We start from the raw sequence: 15,898 nt of genomic DNA, 5'->3' as shown, positions 1-15,898 counted from the left end.
CGGGTGGCTCGTTCGAGGGGGCCGACGGGCGAGAGATGAGCGTCTCGCGACTTTGTCGGATCGTGACCGGTGCCGGGGGCGATGTCAAGTCGTCCAGGCCTTCGACGAAGGTGTCGCGGCGCATGAGAACGGGCGGAACCGTTTCATGCCCCGTCACTTCCGTGACGTCTCGGTGGCTGCGTTTCCTGGCGCAGCACAGGCCGCACGCCGAGGTGCATCTGGACACGCGGTTCCCCGGCATGACCGGGGCTCTCTTCGCCGGGATGCACCCGCACCTGGTGGCCACCGACGCGGTGTTCCGGGCCCTTGATGCGGTGCTCCGCTACGAGCAGCGGACGATCGGAGAGCTGGTGCGCGATCTCGGCACCCCGCACTTCGACCTGCTGCTGGAGGACCTGCGCGAGGCGGACACCGTGCACGTGCTCGGAGGCGGCTGGCAGAACCGCCGATGGGCCGACAATGCGCTCGTCCTCGATGCGCTGCGCGCCGTGGCCGAACACTCCGGGGCACGGCTGCTGGCCACCGGGCAGGGGCTCATGCCGGCTGGCCCCGCCTCCTTCGACGGCTTCGACCACGTCTCTGTCCGCGACGTGCCGAGCGCCGAGCACCTGGGCATCGAACGGGGCTATGACGACGGGTATCTCTGCGCGGGCTCCGCTCCTCGGCCCCGCCGCCGTACCTCCGGGGACGTGGAGGAGGTGGTGGTGTGCATCCAGGACGATCTCCAGGACACAGGAGCCTTCGAGCGCAACGTCGCCTATGCACGGGAGGCAGTCCGGGCGCTCGGGATCCCGCGTGAGCGCGTGCGCTACGTCGAGGCGATCCCGGGAACGGACCATCCCGGCTTCGCGGCGCTGTCTGATGTGGTGGCGGAGGACGGCTTCACCCCCTTCGGCGGCATGTGGCGCACCGGCCTCGAGATGGGGCCCCACCAGCTGTGGATCAGCACACGCTTCCACCACCATCTGATGGCCTCGCTCCACGGAGCCCGGGGCGTCGCGCTGGTGGGGGACACCGGCTACTACGACATCAAGCACCGCTCCATCGCCGAGCTCGGCTCGCACTGGACGGTCACGGCCGCGGAGGACTCGACGATCGGCGCCCTGCGCAGGATGCGGGCACCGGGCAGGTTCCGCAGGCCGCTCACGGCGAAGCTCGCCGAGGCACGGGCCCTGTACCCACTTCGGCGCTGATCCGACTGCGCCCCCGGTCGCTGCGGGAGCCCCCGCGGAGCAGGCTCCGGAGCACGACAACGCCCGGTGCGCGCCGCAGAGGCTCGCACCGGGCATCAGTGTCACGTCAGCCGAAGTAGCGCGGCAAAGTGCCCTCGCGCAGGTCCCGCAGCTCGCCCACGGCGAAGGAGCCCACGCCGTCGACCTCGAGCGCAGTGCCCCCGGTGGTGCCCAGGCGCAGCACCGGCACGCCGTGCTCGGCCGCGAGGGCCGTCAGTCGCCCCTCGTGCTCGGTGGGGACCGCGACCAGCGCCCGGGCCTGGGACTCCGAGAACAGCGCGGTGGCCAGGTCGAGGCCGTCGCGCTGGCACAGTTCAGCAAGGGTGATCCTTGCGCCCACGCCGAAGCGGGTGCAGGACTCCGCCAGTGCCTGCGCGAGCCCGCCCTCGGACAGGTCGTGCGCCGCCGCCGCGAGTTCGTCCCGGGCCGCGCCGATCAACACCTGGGCCAGTGCCCGCTCCGCCTCGAGGTCCACCGCGGGCGGCAGGCCGCCGAGGTGGTCGTGGATCACGTTGGCCCAGGCGGAGCCCGAGAGCTCCTCGCGAGTGGTCCCCAGCAGCAGCACCGCCTGGCCCTGCTCGCGCCAACCGGAGGGGGTGCGACGGGCGACGTCCTCGAGCACGCCGAGCACGCCCACCACGGGGGTGGGGTGGATCGCGGAGCCCTGCACGCCGGGCTCGCCGGTGGAGTTGTACAGAGAGACGTTGCCACCGGTCACGGGCACGCCGAGCACCTGGCAGGCCTCGGAGAGCCCCTCGATCGCCTCGACCAACTGCCACATGGGGCCCGGATCCTCCGGGGAGCCGAAGTTCAGGCAGTCGGTGACCGCGAGCGGCTCGGCACCCACGGTGGCCACATTGCGGTACGCCTCAGCGAGGGCCAGCTGCGCCCCGGCGCGGGGGTCGAGTTCGCAATAGCGCCCGTTGGCGTCGGTGGCCAGGGCCACGCCGCGCCCGGTGGACTCATCCACCCGCACCACACCGGCGTCGTCCGGCATGGCCAGGGCAGTGTTGCCGCCCACGTAGCGGTCGTACTGGTCGGTGACCCAGGCGGCGGAGGCCAGGTTGGGGGAGGAGATCAGCGCGCGCAGCTGCTCCGCGATGCCCGCGGCATCCCGAGGCCGCTCGAGCGTCTCGGCACGGTCGGCCTGCAGGGCGTCCTGCCAGTCGGGACGGGCGTAGGGACGGTCGTAGACGGGGGAGTCCACCGCGACGGTGGCCGGGTCCACGTCCACGATCCGCTGGCCGTGGTGGTCGATCACCAGGCGTCCATCGCCGGTGACCTCGCCGATCACGGACATCTCCACGTCCCAGCGGGCGCAGATGGCGGTGAAGTCATCGAGCATCTCCGGCCTCACCACGGCCATCATCCGCTCCTGGGACTCGCTCATCAGGATCTCCCCGGCGTTCAGGGTGGGATCCCGCAGCAGCACGTTCTCCAGGTCGATCCGCATGCCGGATCCACCGTTGGCGGCGAGCTCGCTGGTGGCGCAGGAGATGCCGGCCGCGCCCAGGTCCTGGATCCCCTCCACCGCACCCGCGGCGAACAGCTCCAGGCAGCACTCGATCAGCAGCTTCTCCATGAATGGGTCGCCCACCTGCACGCTGGGGCGCTTGGCCGGGCCGTCCTCCTCGAAGGTCTCCGAGGCCAGGATCGAGGCACCGCCGATGCCGTCGCCGCCGGTGCGGGCGCCGAACAGCACCACCTTGTTCCCCGGTCCCGTGGCGGAGGCCAGGTGGATGTCCTCGTGCCGCAGCACGCCCAGGCACAGGGCGTTGACCAGCGGGTTCGTCTGGTACGTGGGGTCGAAGACGGTCTCACCGCCGATGTTGGGCAGGCCCAGCGAGTTGCCGTACCCACCGATGCCGGCCACCACGCCGTGGACCACCCGGGCGGTGTCGGGGTGATCGATGGCGCCGAAGCGCAGCTGGTCCATCACCGCGACGGGGCGAGCACCCATGGAGATGATGTCGCGCACGATGCCGCCCACGCCGGTCGCCGCACCCTGGTGGGGCTCGACGTAGCTGGGGTGGTTGTGGGACTCGACCTTGAAGGTCACCGCCCAGCCGTCGCCGATGTCCACGACGCCGGCGTTCTCGCCCATGCCCACCAGCAGGTGCTCCCGCATCTGCTCGGTGGTGCGCTCGCCGAAGCGTCGCAGGTGCTTCTTGGAGGACTTGTAGGAGCAGTGCTCGGACCACATTACCGAGTACATGGCGAGCTCGGCAGCGGTGGGGCGCCGCCCCAGGATCTCGCGGATCCGCGCGTACTCGTCGTCCTTCAGGCCGAGTTCGGCGTAGGGCAGCTCCAGATCGGGGGTCGACGCGGCGTGCTCGACGGTGTCGGTCTGCCCGGGGGCCCCCGGTGCGGGATCGGCGGGGGTGGAGGAGTTCGCAGCGGTCATCGCGGGGTCGGGTCCGTTCATCACGAGGGGCGCCGGCGGGTCCTGGCGCGGCGCCCCCAGTCTACGATCGGACGCATCCGCGGTGCCCCGCCGCCCGGGGTTCGGCGGCAGTGACGAACGATCGGCCGCACCGGGAGCACCCCGGCGCGGCCGATCCGTCAGCGGTGACGCCGATCAGTGCCGGGCTCGATCAGCGCCCTGCGCCCTGGCGCTTCCTGGCCGCCTGCTGCTCCTTCTTCGCCCGTTCGCGCAGCACCTTCTCGCTGACCGGGGCGCTGGTGCTGGCCCGCTGGGCGCGGTGGTAGGCGGCGGCCTCGTCCTGGCGCTCCTGCTCCCCACCCAGCGCGATGGGCGCGCGCACGTGGCCGGGCCGCACGTCGAAGGCCGCGATCAGATCCAGGGCGTGCGGGCGCAGGCGCCACAGCAGCCGGCGCAGATCGGAGGTGATCTGGCGCCCGCGCTGAGCGGAGATCAGTCCGTTGAGCAGGAACCAGGCCAGGTCGGCGTTGATGCGGTCCAGCCCGAACAGGTCACGCACATCGGTCAGCACGGTGCGGGAGTCTTCGTCCTCGATCGCCTCGATGCCGGTGGTGAAGGCCCGCCACTGCACCAGCTCGGCGTGGGCGCGGGCCGCGGCCAGCATCTCCACCTGGTGCTTGTTGACGTGCGCTGCGGCATCGGCCGGGCTCATGCGGGCGGCGGGGCGCAGCGACAGCGCCACCTCCTCCACCTTCACCCGGGCCCGGGAGGCCAGCATCTCCTCCTGGAAGTCGGCGCTGCGCATCGAGTCGAACGCCCGCTTGGGGCTGCCCAGGTCGCTGAGGTCCTGCGCCAGGCGGGTCCAGGGGGTGTGACGGCGGGCCAGCACCTCGGCCCGTTGAGCGATGAACCGGCCGATCCCGGCGCGGTCGATGTTCTTCAGCTCCGAGGTGTAGTCGCTCAGCAGGCGCTTGGCCACCAGCTGCAGCAGCACCGTGTTGTCGCCCTCGAAGGTGGCGTACACGTCGAGGTCCTGGTGCAGGCCCACCAGCTGGTTCTCGGCCATGAACCCGGCGCCGCCGCAAGCCTCCCGGCACTCCTGGATGGTGTCCAGGGCCAGTCGCGTGGAGGTGGGTTTGAGGGCGGCGGCCATGGTCTCGAGGTCCTCACGGGCCTCGGGGGTGTCGCCGCGTCCGGAGAACACGTCGTCGAAGGCCTGCAGCAGCTGCTCGTGGGCGAAGGCCCCGGCGTAGGTGGCGGCCAGCTTGGGCATCAGGCGGTGCAGATGGCTCTGGTAGTCCAGCAGCACCATCTCCCGCGTGGGATCGGCAGCGGTGAACTGGCGGCGCTGGGTCGCGTAGGTGATCGCGATGTGCAGCGCCAGCTGCGTGGCCCGGTTCGCGGCGCCGTCCAGGGAGACGCGACCCTGCACCAGGGTGCCCAGCATGGTGAAGAAGCGCCGGCCGGGGGACTCGATGGGGGAGGAGTAGGTGCCGTCAGGCGCCACGTCCCCGTAGCGGTTCAGCAGGTTGGTGCGCGGCACCCGCACCTGGTCGAAGGCCAGGCGCCCGTTGTCGATGCCGTTGAGCCCGCCCTTGGGGCCGTCGTCCTCGGAGGAGATGCCGGGCAGCAGCTCGCCGTTCTCGTCGCGGATCGGCACGTAGAAGCAGTGGACCCCGTGGTCCACTCCCTGCGTGATGAGGCGGGCGAACACGGTGGCGGCCCGGGCGTGCAGGGCCGCGTTGCCCAGGTAGTCCTTCCAGGCGGCCCGGAAGGGGGTGTGGATCACCCACTCCTCGGTGTCCGCGTCGTAGGTGGCGGTGGTGGCCAGGGACTGCACGTCGGAGCCGTGGCCGATCTCGGTCATGGCGAAGGCGCCGGGGATCTGAAGGCTCATGGCGTCGGGCACCCAGCGATGGTGCTGCTCCTCATCACCCAGCTGGATGATGGCCGCGGTGAACAACCCCCACTGCACGCCGGCCTTGATCTGCATGGACGGGTCGGCGACCACCAGCTCCTCGAAGGCGGCCACGTTGCCGCCGTTGTCGTTGGGGCCTCCCAGGTGCTCGGGGAGCATCTTGTGGGAGGTCTCGTCGGCCACCAGCAGGTGCAGCTGCTCCAGCACCCGTGCGCGGTGCTCGGCCACGGAGACGTCGTAGGGCTTGTGCAGCTCGGGGCGGGTGGCACGCTCACGGGCCTCGTCACGGGAGTCCGCCCAGCGTCCTTTCAGGGCACGGGAGACGGCCTCGACGTCGAGCCGCGCGCTGCCGTCGGGAACCACGGGGATCGGCCCGGTGGGGGTCCCGGCGGGCTCGGCTGCTGCCCGTGCGGCTGCGGACGGGGTCTGCTCGGGGGCGTCCTCGACGGTGGCGGTGTCCGCGCCGGCAGGGGTGGGCATCAGCGCGGGGGTCTGGTCCGCGACGGCCGCTTCGTCACCCCCGCTGCCCTCGGCGTTCTGGGGGGCGGTGATCGGATCGGGGCGGTCGGTGGTGGAGGTCATGCCTGCATTCCCTTCATGAGCCAGGTGACGAGGTGGTCGACGAGGGCGTCCGAGGTGATCGGTGCGGGCCGTTCGTCGTCGGTCGATGTCTCGTGCTGCGCCATCCACCGGTCCACCGAGCGCTCGACGAAGCCCACGGCTCCGTGCGCCCACAACTCGGGGGAGGGGACCTCCGCGGGGAGGAAGGTGGTGACCAGACGGGAGACGGATTCCAGGAAGTGGTTCAGCCCGTCGCTGGGACGGGTGACGAAGCGGTACACGCCAGGGGAGCGCTGCGCCGTCTCGACGTAGGCGCGGATCATGGCGCGGATGCGCTCCGCCGGTTCGGGCCTGCGCCCCGATCCGGTCTCGAGCGCCGTCAGCTCAGCGACGAGCCGACGGTGCATGGTGGACAGGATGCTGCGTCCCAGGGCCCGCTGCAGCTGGGCCTTGTCGGTGAAGTAGCGATAGACGATCGACTTCGAGGTGCCCGAGGCCGTGGCGATCTCCTCCATGGTGACGTCGGGCCCCTGGGCGTGGATGAGACGCCGGGCCACGTCCAGCAGTTCGGCACGGCGCTGCTCACGGTGCTGAGCCCAACGGGCGGAGCGCCCGTCGACGGGGGCTTGCATCATCGCGTTCACGGGACCTACGGTATCAAGTACCGACGGTTCCATGTAAAGTCCCTGTCGGACGAGCTCCGCGATCGAGCTCTTCGACCACACATGAACGACCATGCACAGACCACGAAGAGGTGCCCCCGTGACAGAGTCCCGCCCCGCCACCGCCGCCGCAGCCCACGAGGCAGACAGCTCCCGGGCGGTCCCGCGCGACGCCCTGATCCTCGGCGGCAACCGCATCCCCTTCGCCCGCGCCGGTGGCCCCTACGCCGGGATCTCCAACCAGGACCTGCTCACCGCCGCCCTCGAGGGCCTCGTGGCCCGGTTCGGCCTGCAGGGCGAGAAGCTCGGCGAGATCGCCGGTGGTGCGGTGCTGAAGCTCGCCGCGGATCTCAACCTCACACGCGAGAGCGCCCTGGGCACGCCGCTGGATGCCCGCACCCCCGCGATCGACATGGGCCGCGCCTGTGCCACGGGCCTGGAGTCCGTGGTCCACGTCTCCAACCGCATCCAGCTGGGTCAGATCGACTCCGCGATCGCCTGCGGCGTCGATTCCGCCTCCGACTCCCCGATCGAGGTGACCCCGCGCCTGCGTCGCACCCTGCACCGTGCCTTCGCCGCCAAGACGCCGCTGCAGCGCATCAAGGCGCTCGGCGCGATCCGCCCCGGAGACCTGGCACCGGTGCCCCCGCGCAACAGCGAGCCCCGCACGGGCCTGTCCATGGGAGAGCACATGGCCCTGACCGCCGCCGAGTGGGGCATCACCCGTCAGGCGCAGGACGAGCTCGCCCTTGCCTCCCACCAGAAGCTTGCCGCCGCCTACGAGGCCGGGTTCCTGGACGACCTGGTCACCGGCTACCGCGGCCTGGGCAGGGACCAGAACCTGCGCGCCGATTCCAGCATGGAGAAGCTGGCCTCCCTCAAGCCCGTCTTCGGGGTGAAGTCCCCGCAGGTCGCCGAGCCGACGATGACCGCCGGCAACTCCACCCCCCTCAGCGACGGTGCCTCCGCCGTGCTGCTCGGCAGCGCCGAGTGGGCCGCCGAGCACGACCTCACCCCGCTGGCCAGGGTGGTCGATGCCCGCATCAGCGCGGTCGACTTCGTGCACGGCGAGGAGGGCCTGCTGATGGCCCCCGCCTACGCGGTGCCAGAGCTGCTCGATGCCAACGGGATGACCCTGCAGGACGTGGACCTGTACGAGATCCACGAGGCCTTCGCCTCCACCGTGCTGGCCACCCTGGCCGCCTGGGAGTCCGAGGAGTTCTGCCGCCACAAGCTGGGCCGCGACAGCGCGCTAGGCAGCATCGACCGCGACCGCCTGAACGTGACCGGCTCCTCGCTGGCCGCCGGCCACCCCTTCGCAGCCACCGGCGGGCGCATCGTCGCCACCCTCGCCAAGCTGCTGCACCAGCGCGCCCTGGAGACGGGTCGTCCCCAGCGGGGCCTGATCTCCGTGTGCGCCGCGGCCGGCCAGGGCTCCGTGGCCCTGCTCGAGTCCGTCACCTCCTGATCCGTCGCCCCCGACCCTCCGCCGACCGCGGCGCGGCAGCCCTCCGGGGCCGCCCCCGCCCCCTACACCGTTCTTCCGGGAGGACCCCATGGCTGATGCCTACACCCGCTTCGTCCGCTCCGCCCCCGGTGCCCTGATCGCCAAGCGCACCGGCCTTCCCCGCCCCGCCCGCCTGCTGCGACGCGAGGACCGCCCCGAACCGGTGCTCGGCCCGGTGGTGGTGCTCGGCGACTCGGTCGGCGCCGACCAGGTGGCCCGCCTGATGCTGTCCTGGGGGACCGACGTGCGTCGCCGCTTCGAGGAGCTGCCTCGCGTGGGCTCCGTGATCGCGGTGCTGGACGAGGTCTCCGCCCCCGACCAGCTGGGACCGATCCTGCTGCCCCTCTCGGGCGCCATGCGAAGCCTCGCGCCCGGCGCGCGCGTGGTCACCATCTCCCGGCCCGCCACCGGCGAGGATCCCTCCCGTGACGCCACCCGCGGGGCAGTGGAGGGCTTCGTGCGCTCCCTCGCCCACGAGATGCGCGGCGGGGCCACCGCCAACGGCATCCTCGCCGCCGACGGCGTGGCCCTGGACGCCCCGGCCGTGATCGGCGCACTGCGGTTCTTCCTCTCCGCCCGCAGCGCCTTCGTGACCGGCCAGTTCCTGGAGGTCGCCAGCGAGGCCGGCACCCTCACCGAGGACCTGCAGCAGCCCCTGGCCGGGCGCACCGCCCTGGTCACCGGCGCCGCCCGCGGCATCGGTGCGGCCATCGCCCGCACCCTCGCGGCCGACGGCGCACAGCTGGTGGTGCTGGACGTCCCGGCCGCCGGCACCGAACTGGCACGCCTGGCCAACGAGCTGCGCGCCGTGCCGCTGCAGCTGGACGTCACCTCCGACGGCGCCGGCCGGCGCCTGGTGAAGTTCCTGCGGGAGAAGGCGCTAACCCTGGACGTGGTGGTGCTGAACGCCGGCATCACCCGCGACAAGATGTTCGCCAACATGACCCCGGACCGCTGGGACCCGGTGATCGCCGTGAACATCACCAGCCAGCTCTCCCTCATGGAGGCGCTGCTGGAGGCCGGGGACGCGCTGGGCGATCAGCCGCGCGTGGTCTCCCTGGCCTCCACCAGCGGCATCGCCGGCAACCGCGGGCAGACCAACTACGCCGCCTCCAAGGCGGGCGTGATGGCCTTCGTGGATGCGCTGTCCTCGCGTCTCGCCGATGCCGGTGGCACCGCCAACGCCGTCGCCCCCGGCTTCATCGAGACCGAGATGACCGCCCGCATGCCCGCGCTGAACCGAGAGATCGCCCGCCGCGTGAACTCCCTGCAGCAGGGCGGCCTGCCCGCGGACGTGGCCGAGGCGATCTCCTTCCTGTCCTCGGCGGAGGCCGGCGGCATCCAGGGGCAGACCCTGCGGGTGTGCGGCCAGAACATCGTGGGGCGGTGACAGCGATGAGCGACGAGCGGATCAAGGACCTCACCGACGTCCCCTCCTTCCCCGCGGTGTACGCCGCAGCCCTACTGCCCCGGCGGGGCGATGCCCCCCGGACGTCGCCAGAGAAGCGCCTGCCGGGCACCGCCTACCGCGTGCGCAAGGTGCGCATCGACGCCGACCGCGCCGCCGACTTCGACCACCTCATGGGCGGGCCCGCCACCGAGAACGTGCACCCCGGTGTGCTGCACGTGCTCGCCTTCCCGATCTCGCTAGCGCTGATGGCGCGCGGGGACTTCCCCTTCCCGCTGCTGGGCCTGGTGCACCTGCGCAACTCCGTGCTCCAGCACCGTCCGGTGGCGGTGGGGGAGCTGGTGGATGTGGAGTGCCGCGTGCGCGAGCTGCGCCCGCACCGCAAGGGCCACACCTTCGAGGCGGTCTCCACGATCCTCGCGCAGGACGGGGAGATCATCGCCACCGACGTCTCGACCTACCTGGCCAAGGGCACGAGCTCGTCCGGCTCGTCGTCGAGTTCGTCCCCGAGCTCTGCGGCCGGATCCCCTGCGGGCTCCTCTGACCAGCGATCGGACCATCGCGACTTCGCGCCGCCGCGGCCCACCGCCCGCTGGAGCCTCCCGGCCGACACGGGCCGGCGCTACGCCGAGGTCTCCGGTGACGTGAACCCGATCCACATGTCGGGCCTGTCGGCCAAGGCCTTCGGCTTCCCCAGGGCGATCGCGCACGGCATGTACACCGCGTCCCGGGCCTTCACCGAGGCCCGGGTGGATCTCTCCCGGCCGCTGCGCTGGGACGTCTCCTTCGATGCGCCCGTCACCCTGCCGGGGTCCGTGCTGGTGGCGTACGACGAGGACCGCGACAGCGGCACCACCCGCTGCGTGGGCTGGCGCCCGGCGAAGGGGGAGAAGGCCCCACGGCGCTGCTTCGAGGTGGAGATCCAGCAGCTGGGCTGACCGGGTCCCTGCGCCGCCTCAGTGCGTGGCGCCGCCCTCGGCCTGACCGCTGCTGGCGGCTGCCTACGTGCTGAGCCCGCTGCGCAGCGTCTCCCACAGGTGGGCGATGAACGCGGGAGCATCGGCCGAGGTGGCCGCATCGACGTTCGGCTCCCGGCCCCAGCGGCCCAGGGGGTCGGCGACCGTCTGCCCCCGGGTGAGGGTGCCGGTCAGCTCGACGTCCACCGGCAGCGGCGTGGTCTCCAGGAAGCGACCGGTCACGGCGTGCGCGGCCACCAGCGGGTCGTGCACGTGGGCGGACCAGCCGAAACCGTCGGCCTGATGGAACTCGAAGTAGAACTGCAGGGCCTCGGCGAGGATCGGCACCACCGGATGATCGCCGAGCGCGCGCACCGCATCCAGCTCGGGCTGCCGGAACCGCACCGCCTCGGTGGTATTCAGTCCTGCCAGCACCGGCCTGGCGGGCGCCGCGCTGAAGGCGATCAGCACGCGCTGGGCGGCTTCCGGATCGACAGCGACGTTCCACTCCGAGGTGGCGCCGGTGTTGCCGCGATGGTTGATCGCCCCGCCCATCACGTGCAGCCGCTTCAGCAGCCGGGGCAGCTCCGGTTCGATCTCCAGGGCCAGTGCCAGGTTGGTGTGCGGGCCCAGCACCAGGCCCACCAGCTGTCCGGGATGCGTCCGGGCGGCATCGACCCACAGCTGCGCGCCCGAGCGATCGTCGGCCTGCCGTGTCGGTGCCGGCAGCCGGGCGTGGCCGAGACCCGTCGGGCCGTGGGTGTCCTCCGCTGTCATCAGCTCCTGGACCAGCGGCGTCCGAGCGCCGCGGGCCACGGGCGCGTCGATGCCCAACAGCTGTGCCAGCACCAGGTTGTTGCCCAGCACCGCCTCGGTGGGCACGTTGCCGGCGGTGGAGACGATCCCTGTGATCTCGACCTCGGGGCGGCAGGCCAGATAGGTGAGCGCGAAGGCGTCGTCGATCCCGGTGTCGCAGTCCAGCAGCAGGGGCATTCGCATCCACCCAGCGTACGGGCCACCGAGATGGTTCGCGGATCCCGCCTAGACTCGACGCCATGACTGCGTCCACCCCCGACGGCTCCGGAGCGCCCACTGCCGATCAGACCGACCGGGTCGTCCTGCGCACGGCCGAGTCCGAGGCCGGCGGGCCGGGCTGCCCCTGCGACGTGATCGTCGTCGACGACGCCACAGGCGCCCTCACCGCGCATTCCCTCCAGGCGCTCGCCGAGCACGAGGATGCGCGCGTGTTCTCCTGGTCCTCCTCCTGTGCGCGTGCTCGCGAGATCGCCGAGCAGTTCACCCGTGAGATCGCTGATGGGCGCCTGGTGGTGCCGAGCGGTGCGAGGACGGCACCGGGCGGTGCGGCGCCCACGTCGGACCCCGCGCTGGAGCCCGTGCCGCTGGAGGAGTTCGCCTCGAGCGCCGATGCCCACTTGGCGCTGGGCCGTCTGCCCAAGTCCCTCGCTGGGCTCGAGGATCGGGCTCGGCGTCTCGCCTTCGCCGCGGGCGGGTCCGGACGCGATGATCTGGAGCTGGTGGCCGGCGGGCGTGTCAAGCACATGACCCGGCAGCAGAATGAGGTGCTGGGCCGTGTGTTCACCGAGGTGCGGGCGTCGCTGGGGTTGGGCAAGTCCCGGGCTCTCATCGCCACCGGCCCCAGGCCCGGGCCCGATCTCATGCAGCCCGCTGAGGGGACCGCTGCGATCACGATCCGGGGACAGGCCCACGAGCTGCCCCTGCGGGGCATCGGCGGCGTGTTCGGCGGAGCCTCCGCCGACGCCGGCAGTCTGCTCCTGCTGCAGTCACTCGATGAGGCACTGGCTGCGGGGGAGTTCGACACCGAGGGGACTCGGTCGGACGGCTCGCTGCCCGGTCCTCACGTCACTGGGCAGGCGGATCCTGCCGTGGGCTCGGGATACTGCGCCGTGGATCTGGGCTGCGGCAACGGCCTGCTCACGGCCTACCTCACGCTGGCCTTGCCGGGCGCCCGGGTGATCGCCAGCGACGACGACCTCGATGCAGTGCTGTCCACCCGAGCCACCCTCGATGCACTCGCTTCCCAGGCCGCTCGTGACGGATCCGCGCCCGCAGGAGGTGCCGACGTCGATGGCCCGGCATCCGCGCCCCGGGTCGAGGTCATGTGGGATGACGCCCTGTCGCGCCATGCGGACCACAGCGCGGACCTGGTGCTGCTGAACCCGCCCTTCCACGACGGCACCGCGATCGATGCCACCCTCGTGCATGGCCTGCTCGACGCCGCCGCCCGGGTGCTGCGGCCGGGAGGTGAGCTGTGGATGGTGCACAACTCGCACCTGCGCTACCGCGCCGAACTGGAGCGCCGGGTGGGGCCTGCCCGTCAGCGCGCACGCGACCGACGCTTCACGGTGCTGTCGGCCCACCGGGTCTGAGCACATGGGGGAGGAGGTTCCTCCCCGATCGCAAGGCCGCCCTGGTGGCGGAGGCTGCTGCTCCCCGGGCTGTCACCAGTCCCGTCACCTCGATGCCCACCACACCGCGCCCTGGTCCCAGAGCGGCACCACCGATATCGAGTACCCACCGCCGCCTGACCGCACGATCGACAGACGGCGGGGGACAGGGGCAGGCATCTGCGGAGCCGCACGACCGGACGAAAGGCAGCATCGGGTGCGCACGGGGTGATCACGCGCGGGCGTGCGCGCGGTGGGAAGAGCGGCGTCGGAGCGGGTGCTCAGGCGACGAGGCTGCGCAGCACCGAGGTGAAGATCCCCAGACCGTCCGTGCCGGTGCGTGTGCCCTGACCGGGCTCGTCGGGCCCGAAACCGGCCTCGACCGCATGCTCCGGGTGCGGCATCAGACCCACCACGTTGCCGTAGGCATTGGTGATGCCGGCGATGTCATTGCGGGAGCCGTTGGGGTTCACCTCGAAGCCCTCGGGGCCGTGGGTGGCGCCCTCCGCGTAGCGGAACACGACGCGGCGCTCGGCCTCGAGCTCAGCGAGCGTGCGCTCATCGGCCACATACTGGCCGTCCTGGTTCTTCAGCGGGATCCGGATCACCTGACCCGCCTCGTAGTCGGTGGTCCAGGCGGTGCGATTGTTCTCGATCCGCAGCGGCTGATCACGGCAGATGAAGGCGCGGTGCGCGTTCTTGATCATCGCCCCGGGCAGCAGGTGGGTCTCGCACAGGATCTGGAAGCCGTTGCAGATCCCCAGCACGGGCATCCCGCCGTTCGCGGCGTCCACCACGCGCTCCATCACGGGGGCGAAGCGACTGATCGCACCGGCCCGCAGGTAGTCACCGTAGGAGAACCCGCCGGGCAGGACCACGGCCTCGACATCGAGCAGGTCCCCCTCGGCATGCCACAGCGCGACGGGCTGACCGCCGGCCAGGCGGATCGCCCTCAGGGCGTCCCGGTCGTCCAGAGTCCCGGGGAACGTCACCACACCGATGCGCATCAGGCCTGCTCCTCCGCCCCGGCGTCCAGGGCGCGCTCCAGGGAGCCGGAGTCCTCCACGTCGATGGCGACGACGTCCTCGATGACAGGGTTGGACAGCAGCGTGGAGGCGGCCTCGCGCAGGGAGGCGAGGACCTCGTCGGTCACCTCGCCGTCGACCTCGAGCTCGAAGCGCTTGCCCTGCCGCACGGAGCCGATCCCCTCGAAGCCCAGACGGGGCAGCGCCGCGGCGACGGCCTTCCCCTGCGGATCGAGGATCTCGGGCTTGGGCATGACGTGGACCACGACGCGCGGCATGAGCAATCTCCTGGGGGATGGTGTCGACCCGATGGCAGGACGACGGGGCGGGGCGAGCTCATCCTACCGATCGGCCTCCCCGCCCCGCGCGGGGCGGGCTACATTCGAAACAGACCACCTGACCGTGCCGATGATGCCGGGAGGCAACCGATGAAGATCCGTCACCTCGTCCACTCGTGCCTGCTCGTGGAGGTCGCGGGCCGACGCCTGATGATCGACCCGGGAGGCTTCAGCGCCGAGGGCGTGCGGTCGCTGGGCGCCGATGTGCTCGGCGCGATCGACGTCGTGGCCATCACCCACCAGCATCCCGACCACGTGGACCCCGAGCTGCTGACCGAGATCCTCCGGGCCAGCCCGGATGCCGTGGTGATCGCCGAGCCCGAGACCGCCGAGATGCTCGCCGGCAATGACAGCGATGGCGGCGATGACAGCGCCGGTGACGATGCCGGCGACGGCGATTCGGCCCCCGTCGTGACTCGTGATCGGCTGGTGCCCCTCCCGGCCGGCAGCAGCCACGAGTTCCCCGCCGTGGACGGGCATGAACCACTGCGCATCGCCGCCGTGGGCGGGCGCCACGCGATCATCCACCCGGACATCCCGCGCGTGGGCAACTCGGGCCTTGTGATCAGTGCCGGGGGCGGCCAGCGCCTCGGCGTCACCGGCGACTCCCTCGAACCCGTCCAGGAGTTCCACGGCATCGACGCCCTCGCCTTCGCGGTCGTCGCCCCCTGGTCGAAGATGTCCGAGACCATCGACTTCCTGCGTGCCGTCCGCCCCCGCCTTGCTCTTCCCGTGCACGATGCGGTCGCCAGCGAGCAGGGGCGCGCGATCTACATGCGGCAATCCACGCAGCTGGCCCCCGAGGGCACCGAGGTGCGCGACTGGCCGGAGCCCGAGCGGGTCGTCGAGCTCGGATCGCGCTGATCCGCCCACCGAGCAGGAAGGACGCGAAGGAGACGCCCATGGGACCGGATCGTGTGCAGACCGCGATGGAGGCCGTGCCCCGGGAACCGTTCCTGCCCGAGCAGCAGCGCCCCTACGCCGGTATCGACTGCGCCCTTCCCATCGGCCACGGCCAGACGAACTCCCAGCCCTACACCGTCGCGACCATGCTGCGGCTGCTGGACGTGCAACCGGGGCACCGGGTGCTCGACCTGGGGGCCGGATCCGGCTGGACAACCGCTCTGCTGGCCCATCTCGTCGGCGGCTGCGGCGAGGTGATCGGCGTGGAGCGACGCCCGGAGCTGATCGGGCCCGCGCGCGAGGCCCTCGAGGCAACGCTCGGTGAGGCGACCCATGCCAGCATCCGGGAGGCGCAGGCCGGGGTGCTCGGTGCACCCGGCGACGGACCCTACGACCGGATCCTGGTCTCGGCAGAGGCGCAACGCATGCCGCACCAGCTGATCGACCAGCTCGCCGACGGCGGCATGATGGTGATCCCCGTGGCGACGGTCATGCACCGGGTCGAGCGCCGAGGGGATCGGATAGTCGACACCCAGCACGGCCGGTTCCGCTTCGTGCCACTGGTGGAGGACACCTGAG

The 15,898-nt window shown here is 71.8% G+C and carries 13 protein-coding genes; 7 read left to right on the top strand and 6 right to left on the bottom strand.

The features are described from left to right. Positions 1–239: 239 nt before the first annotated feature. A complete protein-coding gene (locus tag M3B01_RS08545; RefSeq protein ID WP_259791167.1) occupies positions 240–1,193 on the top strand; it encodes a polysaccharide pyruvyl transferase family protein in 954 nt (317 codons plus the stop codon). Between the two features lie 106 nt (positions 1,194–1,299). On the opposite strand, the gene purL is transcribed toward M3B01_RS08545, so the two are convergent. From purL to M3B01_RS08530, 3 genes are all read right to left on the bottom strand, one after another. Then, on the bottom strand, positions 1,300–3,636 hold the full coding sequence (gene purL, locus M3B01_RS08540) for a phosphoribosylformylglycinamidine synthase subunit PurL (RefSeq protein WP_259791165.1): 2,337 nt from the start codon (positions 3,634–3,636) through the stop codon (positions 1,300–1,302). 190 nt (positions 3,637–3,826) lie between these two features. Continuing rightward, the gene (locus tag M3B01_RS08535; RefSeq protein WP_259791175.1) at positions 3,827–6,013 is read right to left on the bottom strand and encodes an acyl-CoA dehydrogenase; all 2,187 of its coding nucleotides are present in this window, start codon (positions 6,011–6,013) and stop codon (positions 3,827–3,829) included. Between the two features lie 98 nt (positions 6,014–6,111). Further along, on the bottom strand, positions 6,112–6,729 hold the full coding sequence (locus M3B01_RS08530; RefSeq protein ID WP_259791173.1) for a TetR/AcrR family transcriptional regulator: 618 nt from the start codon (positions 6,727–6,729) through the stop codon (positions 6,112–6,114). Positions 6,730–6,829: 100 nt separating this feature from the next. Between M3B01_RS08530 and M3B01_RS08525 the strand changes: the two genes are divergently transcribed. From M3B01_RS08525 to M3B01_RS08515, 3 genes are all read left to right on the top strand, one after another. Further along, positions 6,830–8,224 carry an acetyl-CoA C-acetyltransferase gene (locus tag M3B01_RS08525; protein ID WP_396123352.1) on the top strand — a complete coding sequence of 465 codons (1,395 nt, stop codon included), beginning with the start codon at positions 6,830–6,832 and terminating at the stop codon, positions 8,222–8,224. 88 nt (positions 8,225–8,312) lie between these two features. Then, a complete protein-coding gene (locus tag M3B01_RS08520) occupies positions 8,313–9,653 on the top strand; it encodes a 3-oxoacyl-ACP reductase (RefSeq protein ID WP_259791162.1) in 1,341 nt (446 codons plus the stop codon). A 5-nt stretch (positions 9,654–9,658) separates the two neighbouring features. After that, on the top strand, positions 9,659–10,609 hold the full coding sequence (locus tag M3B01_RS08515) for a MaoC/PaaZ C-terminal domain-containing protein (RefSeq protein ID WP_259791170.1): 951 nt from the start codon (positions 9,659–9,661) through the stop codon (positions 10,607–10,609). Positions 10,610–10,672: 63 nt separating this feature from the next. On the opposite strand, the gene M3B01_RS08510 is transcribed toward M3B01_RS08515, so the two are convergent. Further along, positions 10,673–11,626 carry a nucleoside hydrolase gene (locus tag M3B01_RS08510; protein ID WP_259791159.1) on the bottom strand — a complete coding sequence of 318 codons (954 nt, stop codon included), beginning with the start codon at positions 11,624–11,626 and terminating at the stop codon, positions 10,673–10,675. Between the two features lie 56 nt (positions 11,627–11,682). Between M3B01_RS08510 and M3B01_RS08505 the strand changes: the two genes are divergently transcribed. Further along, positions 11,683–13,035 carry a class I SAM-dependent methyltransferase gene (locus M3B01_RS08505; protein ID WP_259791158.1) on the top strand — a complete coding sequence of 451 codons (1,353 nt, stop codon included), beginning with the start codon at positions 11,683–11,685 and terminating at the stop codon, positions 13,033–13,035. A gap of 299 nt (positions 13,036–13,334) precedes the next feature. On the opposite strand, the gene purQ is transcribed toward M3B01_RS08505, so the two are convergent. Beyond that, positions 13,335–14,060, bottom strand: coding sequence for a phosphoribosylformylglycinamidine synthase subunit PurQ (gene purQ / locus M3B01_RS08500; RefSeq protein ID WP_193864461.1), 726 nt, complete (start codon positions 14,058–14,060; stop codon positions 13,335–13,337). Beyond that, positions 14,060–14,356, bottom strand: coding sequence for a phosphoribosylformylglycinamidine synthase subunit PurS (gene purS / locus M3B01_RS08495; RefSeq protein WP_193864462.1), 297 nt, complete (start codon positions 14,354–14,356; stop codon positions 14,060–14,062). The genes purQ and purS overlap by 1 nt, the downstream gene beginning before the upstream one ends. 150 nt (positions 14,357–14,506) lie before the next feature. Between purS and M3B01_RS08490 the strand changes: the two genes are divergently transcribed. Both M3B01_RS08490 and pcm read left to right on the top strand, forming a co-directional pair. Further along, entirely contained in the window at positions 14,507–15,280 is a 774-nt protein-coding gene (locus tag M3B01_RS08490) for an MBL fold metallo-hydrolase (protein WP_259791157.1), read from the top strand. Between the two features lie 38 nt (positions 15,281–15,318). After that, complete coding sequence (pcm, locus tag M3B01_RS08485) at positions 15,319–15,897, top strand: protein-L-isoaspartate O-methyltransferase (protein WP_259791155.1); 579 nt, start codon at positions 15,319–15,321, stop codon at positions 15,895–15,897. Position 15,898 lies beyond the last annotated feature (1 nt).

Origin of the sequence: Brachybacterium sp. p3-SID957 (genome assembly GCF_025144775.1) — a bacterium.
Taxonomy (GTDB): Bacteria; Actinomycetota; Actinomycetes; order Actinomycetales; family Dermabacteraceae; genus Brachybacterium; species Brachybacterium epidermidis.
This window is presented reverse-complemented; position numbering and strand designations above follow the sequence as displayed.